18 protein-coding genes are annotated in these 18401 nt (G+C 61.6%); 4 read left to right on the plus strand and 14 right to left on the minus strand.

Annotated elements, in window-relative coordinates; translation table 11 throughout:
- Positions 1-2: 2 nt before the first annotated feature.
- From F8197_RS16475 to F8197_RS16520, 10 genes are all read right to left on the minus strand, one after another.
- Positions 3-608 carry a toll/interleukin-1 receptor domain-containing protein gene (locus F8197_RS16475; protein ID WP_056143390.1) on the minus strand — a complete coding sequence of 202 codons (606 nt, stop codon included), beginning with the start codon at positions 606-608 and terminating at the stop codon, positions 3-5.
- Between the two features lie 224 nt (positions 609-832).
- Positions 833-2839: an ATP-dependent DNA helicase gene (locus F8197_RS16480; RefSeq protein ID WP_056144637.1), complete on the minus strand. Its 2007-nt coding sequence runs from the start codon at positions 2837-2839 to the stop codon at positions 833-835.
- Positions 2840-2985: 146 nt separating this feature from the next.
- Positions 2986-3186, minus strand: coding sequence for a YdcH family protein (locus F8197_RS16485; protein ID WP_008450659.1), 201 nt, complete (start codon positions 3184-3186; stop codon positions 2986-2988).
- A gap of 75 nt (positions 3187-3261) precedes the next feature.
- Positions 3262-3966 (minus strand): hypothetical protein, encoded by a 705-nt coding sequence (locus F8197_RS16490; RefSeq protein WP_152882744.1) that lies wholly within the window; start codon positions 3964-3966, stop codon positions 3262-3264.
- A 14-nt stretch (positions 3967-3980) separates the two neighbouring features.
- Positions 3981-5078: a cell division protein ZapE gene (zapE, locus tag F8197_RS16495; RefSeq protein ID WP_056143385.1), complete on the minus strand. Its 1098-nt coding sequence runs from the start codon at positions 5076-5078 to the stop codon at positions 3981-3983.
- A gap of 158 nt (positions 5079-5236) precedes the next feature.
- On the minus strand, positions 5237-6667 hold the full coding sequence (lpdA, locus tag F8197_RS16500; RefSeq protein ID WP_152882745.1) for a dihydrolipoyl dehydrogenase: 1431 nt from the start codon (positions 6665-6667) through the stop codon (positions 5237-5239).
- On the minus strand, positions 6660-6995 hold the full coding sequence (locus F8197_RS16505; protein ID WP_056143380.1) for a PspC domain-containing protein: 336 nt from the start codon (positions 6993-6995) through the stop codon (positions 6660-6662). Before F8197_RS16505 ends, lpdA begins: the two co-directional genes overlap by 8 nt.
- 77 nt (positions 6996-7072) lie before the next feature.
- Positions 7073-8323, minus strand: a complete 1251-nt coding sequence (gene odhB / locus F8197_RS16510) for a 2-oxoglutarate dehydrogenase complex dihydrolipoyllysine-residue succinyltransferase (protein ID WP_056143376.1) — start codon at positions 8321-8323, stop codon at positions 7073-7075.
- A 126-nt stretch (positions 8324-8449) separates the two neighbouring features.
- Positions 8450-11302: a 2-oxoglutarate dehydrogenase E1 component gene (locus tag F8197_RS16515; RefSeq protein ID WP_056143373.1), complete on the minus strand. Its 2853-nt coding sequence runs from the start codon at positions 11300-11302 to the stop codon at positions 8450-8452.
- 300 nt (positions 11303-11602) lie between these two features.
- The gene (locus F8197_RS16520; RefSeq protein ID WP_152882746.1) at positions 11603-12523 is read right to left on the minus strand and encodes a LysR family transcriptional regulator; all 921 of its coding nucleotides are present in this window, start codon (positions 12521-12523) and stop codon (positions 11603-11605) included.
- 100 nt (positions 12524-12623) lie between these two features.
- Between F8197_RS16520 and F8197_RS16525 the strand changes: the two genes are divergently transcribed.
- From F8197_RS16525 to F8197_RS16540, 4 genes are all read left to right on the plus strand, one after another.
- On the plus strand, positions 12624-13493 hold the full coding sequence (locus tag F8197_RS16525) for an MBL fold metallo-hydrolase (RefSeq protein ID WP_152882747.1): 870 nt from the start codon (positions 12624-12626) through the stop codon (positions 13491-13493).
- Between the two features lie 80 nt (positions 13494-13573).
- Positions 13574-14887 (plus strand): leucine-rich repeat-containing protein kinase family protein, encoded by a 1314-nt coding sequence (locus F8197_RS16530; protein ID WP_152882748.1) that lies wholly within the window; start codon positions 13574-13576, stop codon positions 14885-14887.
- A gap of 32 nt (positions 14888-14919) precedes the next feature.
- Positions 14920-15297, plus strand: coding sequence for a BlaI/MecI/CopY family transcriptional regulator (locus tag F8197_RS16535; protein ID WP_152882749.1), 378 nt, complete (start codon positions 14920-14922; stop codon positions 15295-15297).
- 122 nt (positions 15298-15419) lie between these two features.
- The gene (locus F8197_RS16540) at positions 15420-15872 is read left to right on the plus strand and encodes a hypothetical protein (protein WP_152882750.1); all 453 of its coding nucleotides are present in this window, start codon (positions 15420-15422) and stop codon (positions 15870-15872) included.
- A gap of 2 nt (positions 15873-15874) precedes the next feature.
- On the opposite strand, the gene F8197_RS16545 is transcribed toward F8197_RS16540, so the two are convergent.
- The 4 genes from F8197_RS16545 to F8197_RS16560 form a co-directional block, all read right to left on the minus strand.
- On the minus strand, positions 15875-16285 hold the full coding sequence (locus tag F8197_RS16545; protein WP_152882751.1) for a YrzE family protein: 411 nt from the start codon (positions 16283-16285) through the stop codon (positions 15875-15877).
- Positions 16282-16485 carry a hypothetical protein gene (locus F8197_RS16550; RefSeq protein ID WP_152882752.1) on the minus strand — a complete coding sequence of 68 codons (204 nt, stop codon included), beginning with the start codon at positions 16483-16485 and terminating at the stop codon, positions 16282-16284. The genes F8197_RS16545 and F8197_RS16550 overlap by 4 nt, the downstream gene beginning before the upstream one ends.
- Before the next feature lie 179 nt (positions 16486-16664).
- The gene (gene gltA / locus F8197_RS16555) at positions 16665-17966 is read right to left on the minus strand and encodes a citrate synthase (RefSeq protein ID WP_056143319.1); all 1302 of its coding nucleotides are present in this window, start codon (positions 17964-17966) and stop codon (positions 16665-16667) included.
- Positions 17967-18035: 69 nt separating this feature from the next.
- Complete coding sequence (locus tag F8197_RS16560; protein WP_152882753.1) at positions 18036-18317, minus strand: succinate dehydrogenase assembly factor 2; 282 nt, start codon at positions 18315-18317, stop codon at positions 18036-18038.
- Positions 18318-18401: the final 84 nt, after the last annotated feature.

Genomic DNA, 18401 nt, shown 5'->3' on the forward strand with positions numbered 1-18401 from the left:
CCCTAACGAGGGAAGTGTGGCGGCGGAATGGCGCGCCATTCCGGTGGGATGTCCGGCATGACAAATCGACCACAGTCATGCCCCGGCGGTGTGCAGCGTTTCAGATGATGGTAGTGCGCGGCAATGCGATCGACGATCCTGGCAATTTCCGGCAGGTAGTCGGGATTATTCTTGAGGTCGCCACTGGCCAGCGTGTAGGTGGAAAAATCGACATACATGCCGGGCCCGGAAATTTGCGGCGGCAGGTTCAATGGGTGGCGCGTCATGATGACCGGGATGATCAGGTGGCTGGGCAGGTCGTACCACTGCCGCCGCTCGGCCTCGATCAATTGCATCGCCGCAAACTCGCGCCGGGTGTAGGCATGGGCTTCGTACTTGGGCGTGTAGATGACGATCATGCACACGCTCTCGCACAGCGCGCGGGCAATTTTGCCATCGAGGTCGTCGCCGCCGCCCAGCTGTTCGCTGTCCACGAACAACTCGTCCTCGTTGTCGAAGTGCGGCTCCAGGTAGCACTTCATGGCCTCGACCAGGTCGTCCTTGAACTTCTTCATGTGCGCATGCTTGCCGTGGGCATAGCTGAAAAAACAACCGTGGCGGATCGTCATGACATCCTCCGTTCCTGCTCCACAAGGCAGCAGCATTTAACCAACTCTAAACATCCCCCCGGCACCGGCTTTGCGCATGCGCAAACGGCAACCAAGCCCAAAAATGGCGTCAACGCACCAGAATTTGGCTTGATTACCACGAGAAAATGCGGTGAAGAAAGGTGTAAGCGAAAAGAAAGGAAATCGAGCGCACCGGACGGCGCGCTCGGCAGGAAAACCGGAAGTTACTGGTCTTCGAGCGGCGGTTGGTTCAGTTTTTTGAAGAAGTCCAGCACTTCGGCTGCTTCGCGCGTGCGTTTAAACGACGGCAAGCTTTGCCAGATGCGGCGGCCGTAAGGCTTGGAGATCACGCGCGGGTCGCACAGCATCAGCACGCCCTTGTCGTTGACGTCGCGGATCAGGCGGCCGGCGCCCTGCTTGAGGTTAATGATCGCCTCGGGCAAGGTGTGGTGCATGAAGCCGTTCTTGCCCTGTTTTTCCATGACCTCGATGCGGGCGGCCAGCACCGGATCGTCGGGCGGCGCGAACGGCAGCTTGTCGATGATCACCAGCGACAAGGCGTCGCCGCGCACGTCAACGCCTTCCCAGAAACTCTGGCTGCCGACCAGCACGCCGTTGCCGGCCTTGCGGAACTGGTCGAGCAATTCGGTGCGGCCGCGGTCGCCCTGGATGAACAACGGGTAGTTCAGGCCACGCTTTTCGAACTCGTCGCGCAACCGTTCGGCCGCGCGTTTGACGGCACGCAAGGTGGTGCAAAGCAGGAAAGTCTTGCCGCCAGCCGCCTCGATGACCGGCAAGGCCAGGTCCAGCACGGCGTCGGTGTAGCCCATGGAATTGGGGTCCGGCAAGCCTTGCGGCACATATAAAATGCCCTGCTCTTCGTAATTGAACGGGCTGGGCCAGGTGCGCGACGGCTCGTTGGCCAGGCCCATCTGTTCCGAAAAGTGACTGAAATCGTTTTTGACGGCCAGGGTGGCCGACGTGAAAATCCAGCTGCGCGGCACGCCTTCGCGCTGGCCGGAAAAGATCGGTGCGATCGACAGCGGGGTTTTATGCAACTGCAGCGACGAGGCATAAGCTTCCACCCAGTACACCGCTTCCTCACCCTTGTTCACCTTGGCTTTCGGGTCGAACTTCCAGGCCGCCAGCTTTTCCGCCAGTTCCAGGCCGCGCTGGCGGCACTGCTCCAGCGTTTCGGCGCGCATGGCCTGGGTTTCCAGCACGGCCAGCATGCCATCCAGTTCGTCTTTGAGGTGTTGCAGCGCCGGGAAAAACTCGCTCGATGGCGCAATTTGCGGCAGCGACAGGCGCACGATGTCTTGCGGGAAAGTCAGGCGCAGGTCGCGCGCGGCCTTTTCCACCACGGTGACGGTCTTGCCCCAGTCGGCGCCGTCGCGGGCATTGGACAAGCCTTCGGCCAGCACGTCGCGGCACAGCTCAAGAATGTGCGAGGTCGAAAACGTATCGCCGAAAAACAGCGTGGCGGTGTCCGGCAACTGGTGCGCTTCATCGAAAATGATGGTGTTGGCCGACGGCAGCAGCTCAGCCACGCCGGAATCCTTCAGGGCCACGTCGGCAAAGAACAGGTGGTGGTTGACCACCACCACGTCGGCCTGCTGGGCTTCCTTGCGCGCCTTCATCACGAAGCAGTCCTGGTAGTACTGGCACTCCTGGCCCATGCAGTTTTCGCGGGTGGACGTGACCAGGTTCCAGACCAGCGCGTTCTCGGGCACGCGCGCCAGCTCGGCCTTGTCGCCGGAGCTGGTCATCTTGAGGAAGCGCGAAATTTCGCGCAAGTGGCCCACGTCGTCGCGCGAGGTCATGCGGCCGTTTTGCAGCGTGCGTTCCAGGTGGTAGTGGCACACGTAGTTCGAGCGGCCCTTGAGCAGCGCAATCGACACCGGCGCTTTCAAAGCCGCACGGACGTTCGGAATATCGCGCAGGAACAGCTGGTCCTGCAAGTTCTTGGTGCCGGTCGAGACGATGGTCTTGCCGCCCCACAGCAGCGCCGGCACCAGGTAGGCGAAGGTCTTGCCGGTGCCGGTGCCGGCTTCGGCGATCAGGGTGGTCTGGTTGGCGATGGCATCGGCCACTGCTTTCGCCATCTCGGTTTGCGAGCGGCGCGGACGGAAGTCGCCCACTGCCGGACCCAGCGGACCGCCGGCGCCGAACAACTGCTCGACTTCGGCATCGTGGATGCCCGGTGCGTGTTCGGGCGTCTCGCCAATCACCGCAGGCGCAGGAAGGCCCGGCGTCTCGGTGGCAGGTTCGACGGGACGCTTGAGGATCGGACGGCTGGCCGGCGCGGGCGAACCAGCTGGCGTGGGCAGGGCTTCGGTCAATGTGTACTTAGGTAAGGCGCGAGGTTCGGGCGAAATCAGGCGGGAACGTCGGGCACGAGTTGCATTTTCAGCAAAGTGATATGGTCTTTCAGCTGCAGCTTGCGTTTTTTGAGACGGCGCAGTTGCAGCTGGTCGTGGTGGCCATCCAGTGTGAGCATGTCGATGACCGCGTCCAGGTCGCGGTGTTCGACGTCGAGTTCAATCAGACGACGCTGGATATCTTGTACATCAGTCATGTTTCTCAGTCACTGGAAGGTTCACGGGATACGGCACGGTGCATAGTTTAATCTACCGGGGGCTTGCCAACAACCTTATTGCTTTTTGGCAGCCGCCGCTGCCGCTGCATCCGCCTTCTTCTTCTCGTCGGCCGCGCGCGCCTCGGCCTTGGCCTGGCGCTCCGCCAAGCGCTTGGCCACCTGCTCCTGGCGCCGGGCGGCATCGGCCTGCCGCTTTTCGTACGCGGCGACATTGGCGGCGCGCTTGTCGGCCTGCGTTGCGGTCCTGGCAGCATCGCGGCGCAGGCGCTCGGCGTGCTCGGCTTCGCGCTCGGCTACGCTTTTTCCGCTCCTGGGTGCGGCGGGTGGCGCCAGTTCTTCTTCGGTACGGGCCGGCTTGGACGGCTGGGCTTCGCGGCGGGCGAATTCCTCGGCATCCTTGCGGGCGCGTTCGGCCAGGTCGGCGTCGCGCTTGGCGACCGACGCGGCGCGCTTGAAGTGCTCGGCTTCCACTTCCTCGGCGCGCAACTGGGCCAGCGCCACGCGGCGCTTTTCCTTGGCCTTGTCCAGGCAATTGTTGACAAAGAACTTGTCGTTGCATACGGTTTCTTCGGCGGCAAAGGTGCTGGCCACCACGGCGCGTTCGCGCGTGACGCGCTCGAGCGTGGCGTCGGCCTGGGCCACCGACTGCGTCGGGGTGACGACCGGCGCCGCCCCGGTGGACTCGGCCCGGGCCGCCACGGTTGCCATGGTGAGTACGCCGAACGCAGCGGCCATCATCGATTTCACATTCAGTTTCATACGTATCCTGTAGCCTACGCCAGCGAGCCGGCGGCGGTGCGCTGCTCGCGGTCCATGTATTCCTGCGATTGCATTTCCACGATGCGCGACACCGTGCGGTGGAATTCGTTGGCCAGGGTGCCGGTCGTGTACAGCTCTTCCGGTTCCACTTCGGCCGACATCAGCAATTTTACGCCCTGGTCGTAGAAGACGTCGATCAGCCACGTGAAACGGCGCGCTTCCGACGACATCGACGCCGACATGCGCGGGATTTCCGACAATATCACGGTGTGGAAGCGGCTGGCGATTTCCAGGTAATCGTTCTGCGAACGGGGACCGCCGCACAGCGTATGGAAATCGAACCAGATCATCGAACCGGTACGGCGCAGCGCGCGGATCTCGCGCGCCTCGATGCGCACCACCGGGTCTTCGTCGGCGCTTTCGGCCAGGCGCGCGTAGGCGTCGCGCAGCGCGGCGTCGGCGGTGGCGCCCAGCGGCGTGTAATACGACTCCACCTGTTCCAGCGCGCGGCTGCGGTAGTCGATGCCGGCGTCGATATTCATCACGTCGAGCTTTTCGTACAGCAGGTCGATGGTTGGCAAGATGCGGTCGCGGTGCAGGCCGTCCGGGTACAGCAGTTGCGGATCGTAGTTGGACGTCATGATGAACGACACGCCATTGTCGAACAGCGCCTTCAACAGGTTGTACATGATCATGGCGTCGGCCACGTCCGAGATGTGGAACTCGTCGAAGCAGATCAGCCGGTATTTCTTGGCGACGCGCTTGGCTACCTCGTCGAGCGGATCGGCCACGCCTTTCAACTCATCGAGCTGGCGGTGCACGCCGCGCATGAATTCGTGGAAGTGCAGGCGCGTCTTGCGCACCACCGGCACCACCGAGTAAAAACTGTCCATCAAGAAGGACTTGCCGCGCCCCACCCCACCCCACATGTACACGCCCTTCGGCACTTGCGGCCGGTTGATCAGGCGCTTGAAGGTGCTCGAGCGCTGGGCCTTGTACTGGACCCAGTCGTCATAGCATTGCTGGAGGCGGTCCACCGCGCGGCGCTGGGCGGCATCGGCCTTGAAATCGCGCTCGAGCAGCGCCTTCTGGTAAAACTCTTCGACGTTCATGGGTTCGCTTGTGCGCTGGACGCAAATGAAAAAGCGGGCCGAAGCCCGCCAAGGTTGCTTCAAACCGTGCGCAGCGAGGCGCGGCGCCGAAGACAGTACGAATGTACAGTCCCAGCTGGGCGCCGCAACGAAGCTGCGCGCGGTTTTAAGCGACCGACTTAAAAGTTCAGGGTGCGCTTGTCGATAGCGAGAGCGGCTTCCTTGGTGGCTTCCGACAGCGACGGGTGCGCGTGGCAGATGCGGGCGATGTCTTCGGCCGACGCCTTGAACTCCATCGCTACCACGGCTTCCGAGATCAGCTCGGAGGCCATCGGGCCGATGATGTGCACGCCCAGGATTTCGTCGGTGGTTGCATCGGCCAGGAACTTGACCATGCCCGACGTGTCGCCCAGCGCACGGGCGCGGCCGTTGGCCAGGAACGGGAAGGTGCCGGCTTTGTAGGCAACGCCGTCAGCCTTCAGTTGCTGCTCGGTGCGGCCGACCCACGCGATTTCCGGCGAGGTGTAGATCACCCAGGGAATCGTGTTGAAGTTGGTGTGACCGTGCTGGCCGGCGATACGCTCGGCCACGGCAACGCCTTCTTCTTCGGCTTTGTGCGCCAGCATCGGCCCGCGCACCACGTCGCCAACTGCCCACACGCCTGGCAGGTTGGTTTTGCAGTCGTCGTCCACGGCGATGAAGCCGCGCTCGTCCAGCGCCAGGCCAACCTGGTTAGCGCCGAGGCCGTTGGTGTTCGGGGTGCGGCCGATCGAGATGATCAGCTTGTCGAACTCGGCGGTGATGGCTTCGCCCTTGGCGTTTTCGTACGCCACGGAAACGCTGTTGTCACCCTTGGTGATGGTGCCGATCTTGCAGCCCAGGTTGATCTTCAGGCCTTGCTTGGTGAACAGCTTGTTGGCTTCCTTGGCGATCTGCTCATCGACCGCGCCCAGGAATACCGGCAGGCCTTCCAGCACGGTCACGTCCGAACCCAGGCGACGCCACACGGAACCCATTTCCAGTCCGATCACGCCAGCACCGATCACGCCCAGCTTGGCTGGTACGCCTTCGATGGCCAGTGCGCCGGTGTTCGACAGGATCAGTTTCTCGTCGAATTCGGCGCCTGGCAGTTGACGGGCGTTCGAACCGGTCGCGATGATGACTTGCTTGGCGGTGATGGTTTCGTTGGCCGGGCCGGTGATGGCCAGCGGGTAACCATCAGCACCGGCGGCGCCGGCAAACGCTGCGCGGCCGTGGAAGAAGGTCACCTTGTTTTTCTTGAACAGGTACAGGATGCCGTCGTTGTTCTGCTTGACCACGCCGTCTTTGCGCTTGAGCATCTGGCCCAGGTTCAGCGACAGGCCGGCGACGTCGATGCCGTGTTCCTTGAACGCGTGACCGGCGTGCTCGAAATGCTCGGACGATTGCAGCAGTGCTTTCGACGGGATGCAACCGACGTTGGTGCAGGTGCCGCCAGGAGCCGGGCCACCTTTTTCATTTTCCCAGGCATCGACGCAAGCGACCGAAAAACCCAGTTGTGCAGCGCGGATGGCAGCGATGTAACCGCCAGGACCGGCGCCGATGACTACTACGTCAAATTGTTTACTCATTTTTATATTTCCAATCAGTTTCTTCTTCTGGAACGAAGATCCACAGCAAAAGATAAATCACCAGGCCCGTGCCAAAGGTCAGCACCAGCAGCACCAGCAGCACGCGCCAGATCCACGACTCGATGCCGGAGATACGGCCCAGGCCGCCACAGATGCCACCGAGCCAGCGGTCGTCGCGCGAACGGCGCAGGCTGCCCACGTTGTCCTCGCGCGGACGGTGCGCTTCCTGGCTGAGCAGGCGCAGCTTGGCTTCGGCGAACTCGTCCGCAGTCAGGGCGCCCGCTTTGTGCAGGTCGTGCAGGCGCTGGATTTCTTCCGCGATGCTCATGGTTTTCCTCGGAGTGACCCCGACAAGCTCAAGCTTGCCGGGGCGGGCTGGTGAACCGCCTATTAAAGGCTGATACCTTACAGGTCCAGCAGCAGGCGGGCTGGATCTTCCAGCGCGTCTTTCATGGCGACCAGGCCCAGCACGGCTTCGCGGCCGTCGATGATGCGGTGGTCGTAGGACATTGCCAGGTAGTTCATTGGGCGGATCACGATCTGGCCGTTTTCAACCACGGCGCGTTCCTTGGTGGCGTGCACGCCCAGGATGGCCGATTGTGGCGGGTTGATGATCGGGGTGGACAGCATGGAACCGAAGGTGCCGCCGTTCGAGATCGAGAAGGTACCGCCGGTCAGGTCGTCCAGGGTCAGCTTGCCTTCTTTGGCCTTGGCGCCGAATTCACCGATTTTCTTTTCGATTTCAGCGATCGACATCTGGTCGGCGTTGCGCAGGATCGGTACGACCAGGCCGCGTGGCGAACCGACAGCGATACCGATGTCGAAGTAGCCGTGGTACACGATGTCGTTGCCGTCCACCGAAGCGTTGATGATCGGGTATTTTTTCAGGGCTGCAACGGCTGCCTTGACGAAGAACGACATGAAGCCCAGCTTGACGCCGTGCTCTTTCTCGAACTTGTCCTTGTACTTGTTGCGCAGTTCCATGACTGGGGCCATGTTCACTTCGTTGAACGTGGTCAGAATGGCGTTGGTCGATTGCGATTGCAGCAGGCGCTCGGCGATACGGGCGCGCAGGCGGCTCATCGGCACGCGCTCTTCAGGACGGTCACCCAGGCTGGCTGGCGACGACGACACTTGTGGCAGCGAAGCCTTGGCGGCAGGAGCAGCCAGTGGTGCGATGGCCGGGGTGGCGCTTGGAGCCGATGCTGCCAGGGCGTCGCCCTTGGTCACGCGGCCGTCTTTGCCCGAACCGGCGACGTCGCCAGCGTTCAGACCTTTTTCCGACAGGATTTTTGCAGCGGCTGGCATGGCGACATCGCCCTTGCTGCCACCGGTTGCAGCGGCAGCAGCAGGTGCTGGAGCGGCGGCAGGAGCTGGAGCAGCTTCAGCGGCAGGAGCGGCAGCAGCAGCGACGCCGTCGGTGTCGATCACGGCGATGATTTCGTCAGCGACCACGGTGGTGCCGTCGCCCTTGATGATTTTCACCAGTACGCCGGCGGCTGGTGCTGGCAGTTCCAGTACGACCTTGTCGGTTTCGATGTCGATCAGGTTTTCGTCGCGCGCAACAGCGTCGCCGACTTTTTTATGCCAGGTCAGCATGGTGGCTTCTGCAACCGATTCCGACAATTGGGGTACTTTAACTTCGATTTGTGCCATGAAAAACTCCGTATATTTTGTTATTGCGGCGCCACCCCCAGGGTTACCCTTGCAAGGCGGCGCTCCGTCAAAAAGTGTGATGAACCGGGGTCGGCGCCAGCGAACCAGCCGCGCGGCGCCGAGAACTTATTTCGTCAGGATGAAGCCTTTGAGCTTCGAGAACGCCGTTTCCAGCAGGTCTTTTTGCTGGGCGTAGTGCTTGTCGTAGTAACCGACAGCCGGCGAAGCCGATGCCGGACGACCGGCGTAGGCCAGGCGCTGGCCGGCGTCCATGCTCTCGAAGATGTTGTGCTGAATCTGGAACCATGGGCCCTGATTCTGCGGCTCGTCCTGCGCCCATACCACTTCGGCCAGTTTCGGGAACTTCTTCAGTTCGGCAGCGAAAGCCTTGTGCGGGAACGGATACAGCTGTTCGACACGGATGATGGCAGTATCGGTCTGGCCGCGCGTTTTGCGTGCGTTGATCAGGTCGTAGTAAACCTTGCCCGAGCAGGCGATCACGCGCTTGACCTTGTCCGCTTCGATGGCCTGATCGACTTCGCCGATCACGGTCTGGAAGGCGCCCTTGGCCAGGTCGGTCAGCGGCGAGCCCGCATCCTTGTTACGCAACAGCGATTTCGGCGTGAGGATGACCAGCGGCTTGCGGAACTGGCGCACCATCTGGCGACGCAGCACGTGGAAGATCTGCGATGCCGTGGTCGGCTGCACAACTTGCATGTTGTTGTCGGCGCACAGTTGCAGGAAACGCTCAGGCCGCGCGGACGAGTGCTCAGGACCCTGGCCTTCGTAGCCGTGTGGCAGCATCATCACCAGACCCGAAGCGCGCCCCCATTTCACTTCGCCGGAGCTGATGAACTGGTCGATTACCACTTGCGCGCCGTTGACGAAGTCGCCGAACTGGGCTTCCCAGATCGTCAGGGTGTTCGGTTCTGCGGTCGAGTAACCGTATTCGAAGCCCAACACTGCTTCTTCGGACAGCACGGAGTCGATCACGGTGAACGGTGCCTGGCCTTCGGCAATGTTTTGCAGCGGCACGTAGGTGCCCGAATCCCAGCGCTCGCGCTTCTGGTCGTGCAGTACGGCGTGACGGTGCACGAAGGTACCGCGGCCGGCGTCCTGGCCGGTCAGGCGCACGGCGTAGCCGGAAGCCACCAGCGACGCGTAGGCCAGGTGTTCGCCCATGCCCCAGTCCAGGTTCATTTCGCCACGGCCCATGGTGCTGCGGTCACCCAGTACTTTTTCAACCAGCGAGTGGACCTTGAAGTCTTCCGGCACGGTGGTGATGCGGGTGGCCAGGCGTTTCAGTTCAGTCATCGGCACGGCGGTGTCGGCCGAGTCGGTCCATTTCTTGTTCAGGAACGGCAGCCAGTCGACCGCGAACTTGTTCTTGAAGTTGGAGATGACTGGATCGACAGTGTGCTTGCCGGCGTCCATCGCATCGCGGAACGCAGCTTGCATTTGTTCGCCGCCATCGGCTGCGATCACGGTTTGCGCGACCAGTTTGTCCGCGTACAGCTTGCGGGTGCCTGGGTGCTGGCCGATTTTCTTGTACATCAGCGGCTGGGTCAGCGCTGGCGTATCCTGTTCGTTGTGACCGAGTTTGCGGTAGCAGATGATATCGACAACGATGTCTTTCTGGAACTGCAGGCGGTAGTCCATCGCGATTTGCGAGGCCAGCACCACGGCTTCAGGATCGTCGGCGTTCACGTGCAGCACCGGCGCTTCGATCATCTTGACCACGTCCGAGCAGTAGATGGTGGAACGGGCATCGCGCGGATCGGAGGTGGTGAAACCGATCTGGTTGTTGATGACGATGTGCACGGTACCGCCGGTACCGTAGCCACGGGTTTGCGCGAGATTGAGCGTTTCCATGACCACGCCCTGGCCGGCGAATGCAGCATCGCCGTGCACCAGGATCGGCAGCACTTGCTTGCCCAGGTGGTCGCCACGGCGATCCATACGGGCTTTCACGGAACCTTCAACCACCGGATTGACGATTTCCAGGTGCGACGGGTTGAACGCCAGCGACAGGTGGACCGGGCCGCCTGCGGTGGAGATGTCCGACGAGAAACCTTGGTGGTATTTGACGTCGCCGGCTGGCAGGTCGTCGCCGTGCTTGCCTTCGAATTCTTCGAAAAGGTCTTTTGGTGCCTTGCCCAGAGTGTTGACCAGGACGTTCAGGCGGCCACGGTGGGCCATGCCGATGACGATTTCCTGCACGCCTTTTTCGCCGGCGCGCTGGATGATTTCATCGATCGACGCGATGAAGGTTTCGCCGCCTTCGAGCGAGAAACGCTTCTGGCCGACGTACTTGGTGTGCAGATAGCGCTCCAGGCCTTCGGCAGCGGTCAGGCGCTCGAGGATGTGCTTTTTCTTTTCTGCGGTGAAGTTCGGGGTGGAACGGATCGATTCCAGGCGCTCCTGCAACCAGCGCTTTTCAGCCGGATCGGAGATGTACATATACTCTGCGCCGATCGAACGGGTGTAGGTGTCGCGCAGGTAGTTCAGCAGGTCGCGCAGGGTCGCGGTTTCCGGGCCAAAATAAGTGTTGCTGATGTTGAACACGGTGTCCATGTCAGCATCGGTGAAGCCGTAGAAGCTTGGCTCCAGTTCATTGATCGACGGACGCTCCTGGCGCTGCAGCGGGTCCAGGTTGGCCCAGCGCGAACCGAGGTAGCGGTAGGCAGCGATCAGTTGGGTTGCAGCAACACGCTTGCGGCCCATTTCAGCGTCGGCGGAAGCAACCACGGTACGGATCGGACCCGATTTTGCGCGCTCGGCAAACGAGGCGATGACGGAAGCATGGGCGACGTCGGGCTTGTTGGTGCCATCGACGGCCGGTACGTGCTGCATGGCGTCGAAGTAGGCGCGCCAGTTGTCTGGTACAGAGCCTGGATTGTTGAGATACGCTTCGTACAGTTCTTCAACGTACGGTGCGTTCCCACCAAACAGGTAGGAATTGGACGAGGATTGTTGCATTTGTTGCTCACCTTTCTTCGCGTTTCGCGAGGAATTAGCGGGTTAGTCTAACCTTCCGCGACACGGCCTGACCGGTTAGCGGATTGCACATCAAGTTGTGGGGAAGGGCTAAAAATTCAGTTCAAACGTCTGCATCAAAAAACAGCCACTTAGCATAGCACCCGTATTGTAGCGTAACAACCGCCTGTGCTCGCGTTTGTGATTTATTTTCGACTAAATCTTTCAAGGTTAATTTTCACTTAAGCCGCATACTACCTACCTCGGCGGGCAATGTTTTCTCATTTTTAACGGCATTTCGGATTATTTAGCCCGAACGTTGCTCACACTTAACCATGTGGGGTCGTTTGCGAACCAGTCCAGCAAAAAATCGAGCATGGCGCGCAACGCCGGCGCCATGTGTTGTCTGGAGGTATAAATTCCGTGAATGCCCATGCTTTGCGGAACGTATGTTGGCAACAAAGGCACCAGCTGGCCGTCGGCGATCAGCCTGGCCACGCTGTACATTGGCTGCATCACTACGCCGGCGCCGGCCACTGCTGCCCGCAATAGCACCGTATCCTCGTTGGCCGACAGGTTGCCGCCCACCGGCACCGAGACAGCCTCGCCATCGGCATCGGTAAATTGCCACAGGCTCTTGCCGAAATACGTGTACGTCAGGCAGTTATGGCCAGCCAGGTCTTGCGGGCGCAACGGTGTGCCGTGCGCGGCCAGGTAGGCCGGCGCCGCGCAAGCGACCGACTCGCACACGGCCAGGCTGCGCGCGATCAGGTTCGGTTCGAGCGCATTGGTAATGCGCAGCGCCAGGTCGATGCGCTGCTCGACCAGGTTCACCGCGCGGCTGTCCACCTGCACATCGACAGTCACGCGCGGGTACCGGCGCAGGAACGCCGTGATGGCAGGCGCCAGCGTGGCCTGGGCCAGCGACTGCGAGCAGGCGATGCGCAACAGGCCTTGCGGCGAGGCGACATCGTCGGCTGCCACCGGCATGGCGCCGGCCAGTTCGAGCATGGCGCGGCAGCGCGCCAGCGTAGCGTCGCCGGCGTCGGTCAGGCTCAGGCGCCGGGTGCTCCGGTGCAGCAGGCGCGCGCCAGCCCACTCCTCCATTTCCGCCAGGTAGCGCGTGACCATGGCGCGCGACATGCCCTGCGCCTCGGCCGCCGCGATCATGCTGCCGCGCTCGGCAATGCTGACAAACACTTGTGCGGCCGTGATGCGGTCCATGATTCGTCCGGATTATGCAATTGAGATGCGCAGATTACCCGATTTTTCTATCGTATCAAGCAATTTAAGATGGGGCACCTTTAACCAATACGAGACCCTCATGATCAAGCACACCTTCTTGTCCGCCACGCTGGCTGCCGCTGTCGTTACCGCCCCTGCCTTTGCCACGCCACTGAAACTTGAAGTCTTCAACCCGGGTGAAGCAGCGATCTTCCCGGTCGCTTCCGTACTGGTGACGGGCGACAAGGATGCGGTGCTGGTCGATGCCCAGTTCTCGCGCGGCGAAGCCGTCAAGCTGGTCGAGAAAATCCGCGCCAGCGGCAAAAAGCTGACCACCGTGTATATCAGCCACAGCGACCCCGATTTCTACTTTGGCCTCGACGTGATCCACGCCGCGTTCCCCGCTGCCAAAATCGTCGCCACCGCGCCAACCGTGGCCGGCATCGAAAAGAAAAAAGATGCCAAGGTTGCGTACTGGGGCCCTATCCTGAAAGACAATGCGCCAAAAACCGTGATCGTGCCGCAAGTGTTGAAGGGTGACACCATCACCCTGGAAGGCCAGAGCCTGAAAATCGAAGGGTTGACAGGCCCGACGCCGAACCGTAGCTACGTTTGGATTCCATCGATCAAGGCAGTCGTCGGTGGCGTGGTGGTATTCAACGATCTGCACGTCTGGGTGGCCGACACGCAAACCGCCGAATCGCGCAAGAACTGGCTGACCACGCTGGCCGGCATCGACGCGCTGAAACCGGTTACCGTGGTGCCCGGCCATTTCAAGCCCGGTGCGCCGCTGACGCCAGCCGCCGTGAGCTTTACCCGCGACTACCTGGTGCACTTCGAGGCCGAGACCGCCAAGGCAGCCGACAGCGCGGCCCTGATCACCCGCATGAAGCAGCTGTACCCGACCGCCGGCCTGCCTGCCGCGCTCGAGACCAGCGCCAAGGTCGCCAAGGGCGAAATGAAGTGGTAATGGGGTGATAAACAGGTGAAAGCAGGTGATGGGGAGCGGCGAATGCTAGACTGCCGGCTTTAGCATATCCGTCACTTCCCATGCACACACTTGAGCAGTTGCGCGCCGGCGCATTGCAGGGCATCACGCGCCTGCAATTACGTGCCGGCCTCACCGAATTCCCGCGCGAAATCTTCAACCTGGCCGACACGCTGGAAATCCTCGACCTGACCGGCAACGCCCTCGCCGCTCTGCCCGACGACCTGCCGCGCCTGCACAAGCTGCGCATCCTGTTCTGCTCCAACAACCGTTTTACGGAACTGCCCGCCATGCTGGGGAGCATGCCGGCGCTGACCATGGTCGGCTTCAAGGCCAACCAGATCGCCTCGGTGCCGGCCTCGGCGCTGCCACCGGCGCTGCGCTGGCTGGTGCTGACCGACAACCGCATCGAACACCTGCCCGACGAACTGGGCCGCCGCCCGGCCATGCAAAAGCTGATGCTGTCGGGCAATCGTTTGAAGACGCTGCCGGACACCATGGCCAACCTGCACCAGCTGGAATTGCTGCGCCTGGCCGCCAACGCCTTCGAGGCGCTGCCCGCCTGGCTGACCAAGCTGCCGCGCCTGGCCTGGCTCGCGTGCGCCGGTAATCCGTGGGGCGCAGTACGCGCGCAAGCAATGAGTGCGGCACCCGCCCCGCTCATAGACTGGGGCCAGTTAGCGTTGCAACAGCAACTGGGCGAAGGCGCCTCGGGCGTGATCCACCGCGCCGACTGGCAGCATGACGGCGGCAGCACGCCGGTGGCGGTCAAGCTCTACAAGGGCGAGATGACCAGCGACGGTTCGCCGCTCAACGAAATGGCGGCCTGCGTGGCGGCCGGCCTGCATCCGCACCTGATCCCGGTGCTGGGCCGCATTGCCGGCCACCCGGAGCAGGCACAGGGACTGGTGATGGCGCTGCTCGATCCCGCCTTCGTCAACCTGGCCGGTCCGCCGAGCCTGGCCAGCTGCACGCGCGACATCTATGAAGACGACAAGCAGCTTGACTGGCCGGCCATGCTGGCCATCGCCCACGAAGTGGCGGCAGCCACGGCCCAGCTGCATGAACGCGGCATCCTGCACGGCGACCTGTACGCCCACAACATCCTGCACGACAATCTTGGCCGCTGCGTGCTGAGCGACTTCGGTGCGGCGGCGTTTTACGATCTGGCCGGGCCAATTGCCGCGCGGTTGCAGCAGCTCGAGACGCGCGCGTTCGGCTTGCTGCTGGAAGAACTGCTGGATCGTAGCGACGCGCCACCGGCGTTGCGCGCGCAGCTGGCAACATTGCATGCAGCGTGCACCCAGCCAGAGGTGGCGGCACGCCCGCTGTTCAACCACGTCGTCTCGCAGCTGCATGCGCTGAAACAGGCCTAGACAAATCGATCTAGATATTTTATTCTAGATCGATGACGACCACTCCCAAACCTACCGCTGCCGAGCTCGAGATGCTGCGCCTGCTGTTCGCGCTGGGCCCGGCCACGGCCAAGCAGGTGCACGCCGCCGCGCTCGACACCCGGCCGGACATGAATTACGCCACCGTGCTGCGCCTGCTGCAAGTGATGCACACCAAGGGCCTGCTCAAGCGCGACGAAAGCCAGCGCGCCCACGTGTACGCGCCGCTGCAGGAGCAGGATGCGATCCAGACCAATTTGCTCAAAGAGCTGATCCAGAAAGCTTTTTCCGGCTCCGGCAAGGCGCTGGTCCTGGCCGCACTGCGCGGCGGGCATGTCAGCAAGAAAGAGCGCGCCGAGATCCAGGCGCTGCTGGACCAAGAAAAGTCGTAAGCGTCACCGGCAACGCAAGCACGCCAGTTCCCGGGCACCGTCCCGGAAATGTCGCCGGGCAGCCCGGTGGGCATCACCAAATGCCACTACAATGGTGCCCCACCCGACTTTACGCCACACCGATGAACCACCGCTTCGACTCCTGGCCCGCCCTGCCCCATCCCGTCATTGCCGTCATGCTTGGCGTCGCCATCTGCGCGGTGCCGGTGATACTGCCGCACTTCGACCTCGCCAACCTGGCCGCCAACCTGTTCGCCTACTGCTTCGCGTGCGTGCTGGCGTACCCGTTCGCAGCGCTGCTGCGCCACCGGATTACCAATGTCGTGCTGCTGTGGGCGGTGGCTTCGCTATTGATGCTGGCCGCTTGCTTCTACCACACCAACATCATGGCGGAGACGGCGGACGCCCTGTGGCCCCAGCGACGCGACGCCACCGTCGCCAAGTTCCTGTTCAACCTGCCGCAAGTAACCTTAGGTGTGTTGGGCTGGTGGATACTGGTCATCCGCCCCGACCGCCGCGCACCGGTCATGCGCGAAGAGGACGATGACGTGCTGGAGCCGGAAGACAAGCCGTGACATCATTCCTCGTCTGAATTGTCTTTTTTGCGCTTGCCCGCGTGGTACCCGCCAAATGCTCCGGTAGCGGCCGCCAATGCCATTTTCAGCACTTCGATGATGACCTCTTTACCGCCGTTCATGACCATGATCAGCGTGAATGCGCAAACCAGCAGGACGGTGAGGATGATGTAAATATAGCGATGCATCGAGTGCTTGTTGTACTGCACCCGCCCGTCGATGTGGAAGCGCTCCTGCGCCTCGATCGCCTTCATTGCAATACGCTCGTTCGACGCTATTTCCTGCGACCGGATATCGAGCTCCTGCCGCTTCAGTTCAACTTCCTTGGCCTGGCTCTCCGCAATTGCCTGCACCATCCGCAGCAGCGCCTCCTGGTTACTCTTCGGAACGTCTGGGAGATCCGGGGCGGTCATTTTTCATGCACCAGCCTGGGTGCATGGTATTCAACTTCGAAGGCACCGAAGCCAGGCTTGCCGATGGTGGGGATAACGTAGGTGGCGCGCTTGATATCGGCTGGCCGGCTACGGCTGAGCTCGATAAATTGCTTGGGCGACAGAATCTCTCGTTTCACGGCGATCAGCTTTGCGACAGCAATTCCCTTGAATAGCTTCATGACAACCTCCCTCGCGATATGCGGCTCCATTCACATACAATTTAGCAGAGTTCATTACTGATAAGCGTTGCGTTTTCCGCACGCGCAGCGACGCTCAAAATGAAAAAAGCCGCCTAGCTTGCACCGGGCGGCTTCTTTGGCATGGGCCGCAGCCCATGCTCACATTGCTTGTGCGTCGATTAACGCTGATCCAGCGGCTTGACGTCGCGGGCGGTCGAGCCGACGAACAGTTGGCGTGGACGGCCGATTTTCTGTTCTGGATCGGCGATCATTTCGTTCCACTGGGCGATCCAGCCGATGGTGCGGGCCATGGCGAAGATACCGGTGAACAGCGACACTGGAATGCCCAGCGCCGATTGCACGATGCCCGAGTAGAAGTCGACGTTCGGGTACAGTTTGCGCGAGACGAAGTATTCGTCGTTCAGTGCAATCTTTTCCAGTTCCATCGCCAGCTTGAACAGCGGGTCGTCTTGCAGGCCCAGCTCTTCCAGCACTTCGTAGCAGGTTTCGCGCATCAGCTTGGCGCGCGGGTCGAAGTTCTTGTACACGCGGTGACCAAAGCCCATCAGCTTGACGCCCGAGTTCTTGTCCTTGACCTGCTCGATGAAGGCCGGGATGTTGTCAACCGAACCGATTTCTTTCAGCATGGTCAGCGCGGCTTCGTTGGCGCCGCCGTGGGCAGGGCCCCACAGGCAGGCGATACCGGCAGCGATACAGGCGAACGGATTGGCGCCCGACGAACCGGCCAGGCGGACGGTGGAGGTCGAGGCGTTTTGCTCGTGGTCCGCGTGCAGGATCAGAATGCGGTCCAGGGCGCGCACCAGCACGTCGTTGACCTTGTACTCTTCGCACGGGTTACCGAACATCATGCGCATGAAGTTGGCGCTGTACGACAGGTCGTTGCGCGGGTACATGAACGGCTGGCCCATCGAGTACTTGTACGCCATGGCAACCAGGGTCGGCATCTTGGCGATCAGGCGGATGGCCGAGATTTCGCGCTGCTTGGCATCATTGATGTCGAGCGAGTCGTGGTAGAACGAGGCCAGCGCGCCAACGGTACCAACCAGTACCGACATCGGGTGCGCGTCGCGGCGGAAGCCACGGAAGAAGAACTGCATCTGCTCGTGCACCATCGTGTGCTTGGTGACGGTGTCAACGAACTCCTGCTTCTGAACGTTATTAGGCAGTTCGCCGTTCAGCAGCAGGTAGCACGATTCCATGAAGTCGGCGTTGACGGCCAACTGTTCGATCGGATAGCCGCGGTACAGCAGTTCGCCCTTGTCGCCGTCGATGTACGTGATCGACGAGTTGCACGACGCGGTGGACATGAAGCCCGGATCGTAGGTGAACTTGCCGGTGCCGGCGTACAGCTTGCGAATGTCGATGACGTCGGGACCGATGGTGCCCTTGTAGATCGGGAATTCGATGGGCTGGCTGCCATCGGAGAACGACAGGGTGGCTTTGTTATCAGAGGTGTTCATGGACTCTTCCTTTTTTAGGGAGATGGTGCGAAAAAAGTTCTGGTGCCTGGCGGCCTGCGGCTTGTGGCTTCAGGCGTGGCGCAACCGCTGCAGCAACGCATGCACGTGCGGCAGGTCGATTTCGCCGTCCGGCTCCTTGCGGGCCAGTACCAGATCCATCAGGTCATTGTCCGACAAGTCGAGGAGCCGCGTGAACGCGTCCACTTCCCCGTCAGTCAATTCGGTTTCATGCGCATCGAGAAAACGGGTGAGAATGATGTCGTTTTCCAGAAGACCCCGGCGCGAGCGCCAACGCAGGCGCGCTCTGTTGGCTGGGTCCGACTGATGTGCAGATTGGTTCGGTTCAGTCATGGGTCACTACTTTACACTGCGCGCGCCGATCATGCTGGAGCGCTACTTCTAAATGAAACGGGCGACGTTGCCGCCGCCCGCCAC

The sequence above is a fragment of the Duganella sp. FT27W genome (assembly GCF_009295655.1).
Taxonomy (GTDB): Bacteria; Pseudomonadota; Gammaproteobacteria; order Burkholderiales; family Burkholderiaceae_D; genus Rugamonas; species Rugamonas zoogloeoides.

Excerpts from the sequence above, each read along its gene's own strand:
- zapE (WP_056143385.1), bottom strand. The coding sequence starts at position 5,078 with ATGAACGTCGAAGAGTTTTACCAGAAGGCGCTGCTCGAGCGCGATTTC.
- F8197_RS16540 (WP_152882750.1), top strand. The coding sequence starts at position 15,420 with ATGAACCACCGCTTCGACTCCTGGCCCGCCCTGCCCCATCCCGTCATT.
- F8197_RS16515 (WP_056143373.1), bottom strand. The coding sequence starts at position 11,302 with ATGCAACAATCCTCGTCCAATTCCTACCTGTTTGGTGGGAACGCACCG.
- F8197_RS16490 (WP_152882744.1), bottom strand. The coding sequence starts at position 3,966 with ATGAAACTGAATGTGAAATCGATGATGGCCGCTGCGTTCGGCGTACTC.
- F8197_RS16475 (WP_056143390.1), bottom strand. The coding sequence starts at position 608 with ATGACGATCCGCCACGGTTGTTTTTTCAGCTATGCCCACGGCAAGCAT.
- F8197_RS16520 (WP_152882746.1), bottom strand. The coding sequence starts at position 12,523 with ATGGACCGCATCACGGCCGCACAAGTGTTTGTCAGCATTGCCGAGCGC.
- gltA (WP_056143319.1), bottom strand. The coding sequence starts at position 17,966 with ATGAACACCTCTGATAACAAAGCCACCCTGTCGTTCTCCGATGGCAGC.
- odhB (WP_056143376.1), bottom strand. The coding sequence starts at position 8,323 with ATGGCACAAATCGAAGTTAAAGTACCCCAATTGTCGGAATCGGTTGCA.
- F8197_RS16525 (WP_152882747.1), top strand. The coding sequence starts at position 12,624 with ATGATCAAGCACACCTTCTTGTCCGCCACGCTGGCTGCCGCTGTCGTT.
- F8197_RS16545 (WP_152882751.1), bottom strand. The coding sequence starts at position 16,285 with ATGACCGCCCCGGATCTCCCAGACGTTCCGAAGAGTAACCAGGAGGCG.
- F8197_RS16485 (WP_008450659.1), bottom strand. The coding sequence starts at position 3,186 with ATGACTGATGTACAAGATATCCAGCGTCGTCTGATTGAACTCGACGTC.
- F8197_RS16550 (WP_152882752.1), bottom strand. The coding sequence starts at position 16,485 with ATGAAGCTATTCAAGGGAATTGCTGTCGCAAAGCTGATCGCCGTGAAA.
- F8197_RS16535 (WP_152882749.1), top strand. The coding sequence starts at position 14,920 with ATGACGACCACTCCCAAACCTACCGCTGCCGAGCTCGAGATGCTGCGC.
- lpdA (WP_152882745.1), bottom strand. The coding sequence starts at position 6,667 with ATGAGTAAACAATTTGACGTAGTAGTCATCGGCGCCGGTCCTGGCGGT.
- F8197_RS16560 (WP_152882753.1), bottom strand. The coding sequence starts at position 18,317 with ATGACTGAACCGAACCAATCTGCACATCAGTCGGACCCAGCCAACAGA.
- F8197_RS16505 (WP_056143380.1), bottom strand. The coding sequence starts at position 6,995 with ATGAGCATCGCGGAAGAAATCCAGCGCCTGCACGACCTGCACAAAGCG.
- F8197_RS16530 (WP_152882748.1), top strand. The coding sequence starts at position 13,574 with ATGCACACACTTGAGCAGTTGCGCGCCGGCGCATTGCAGGGCATCACG.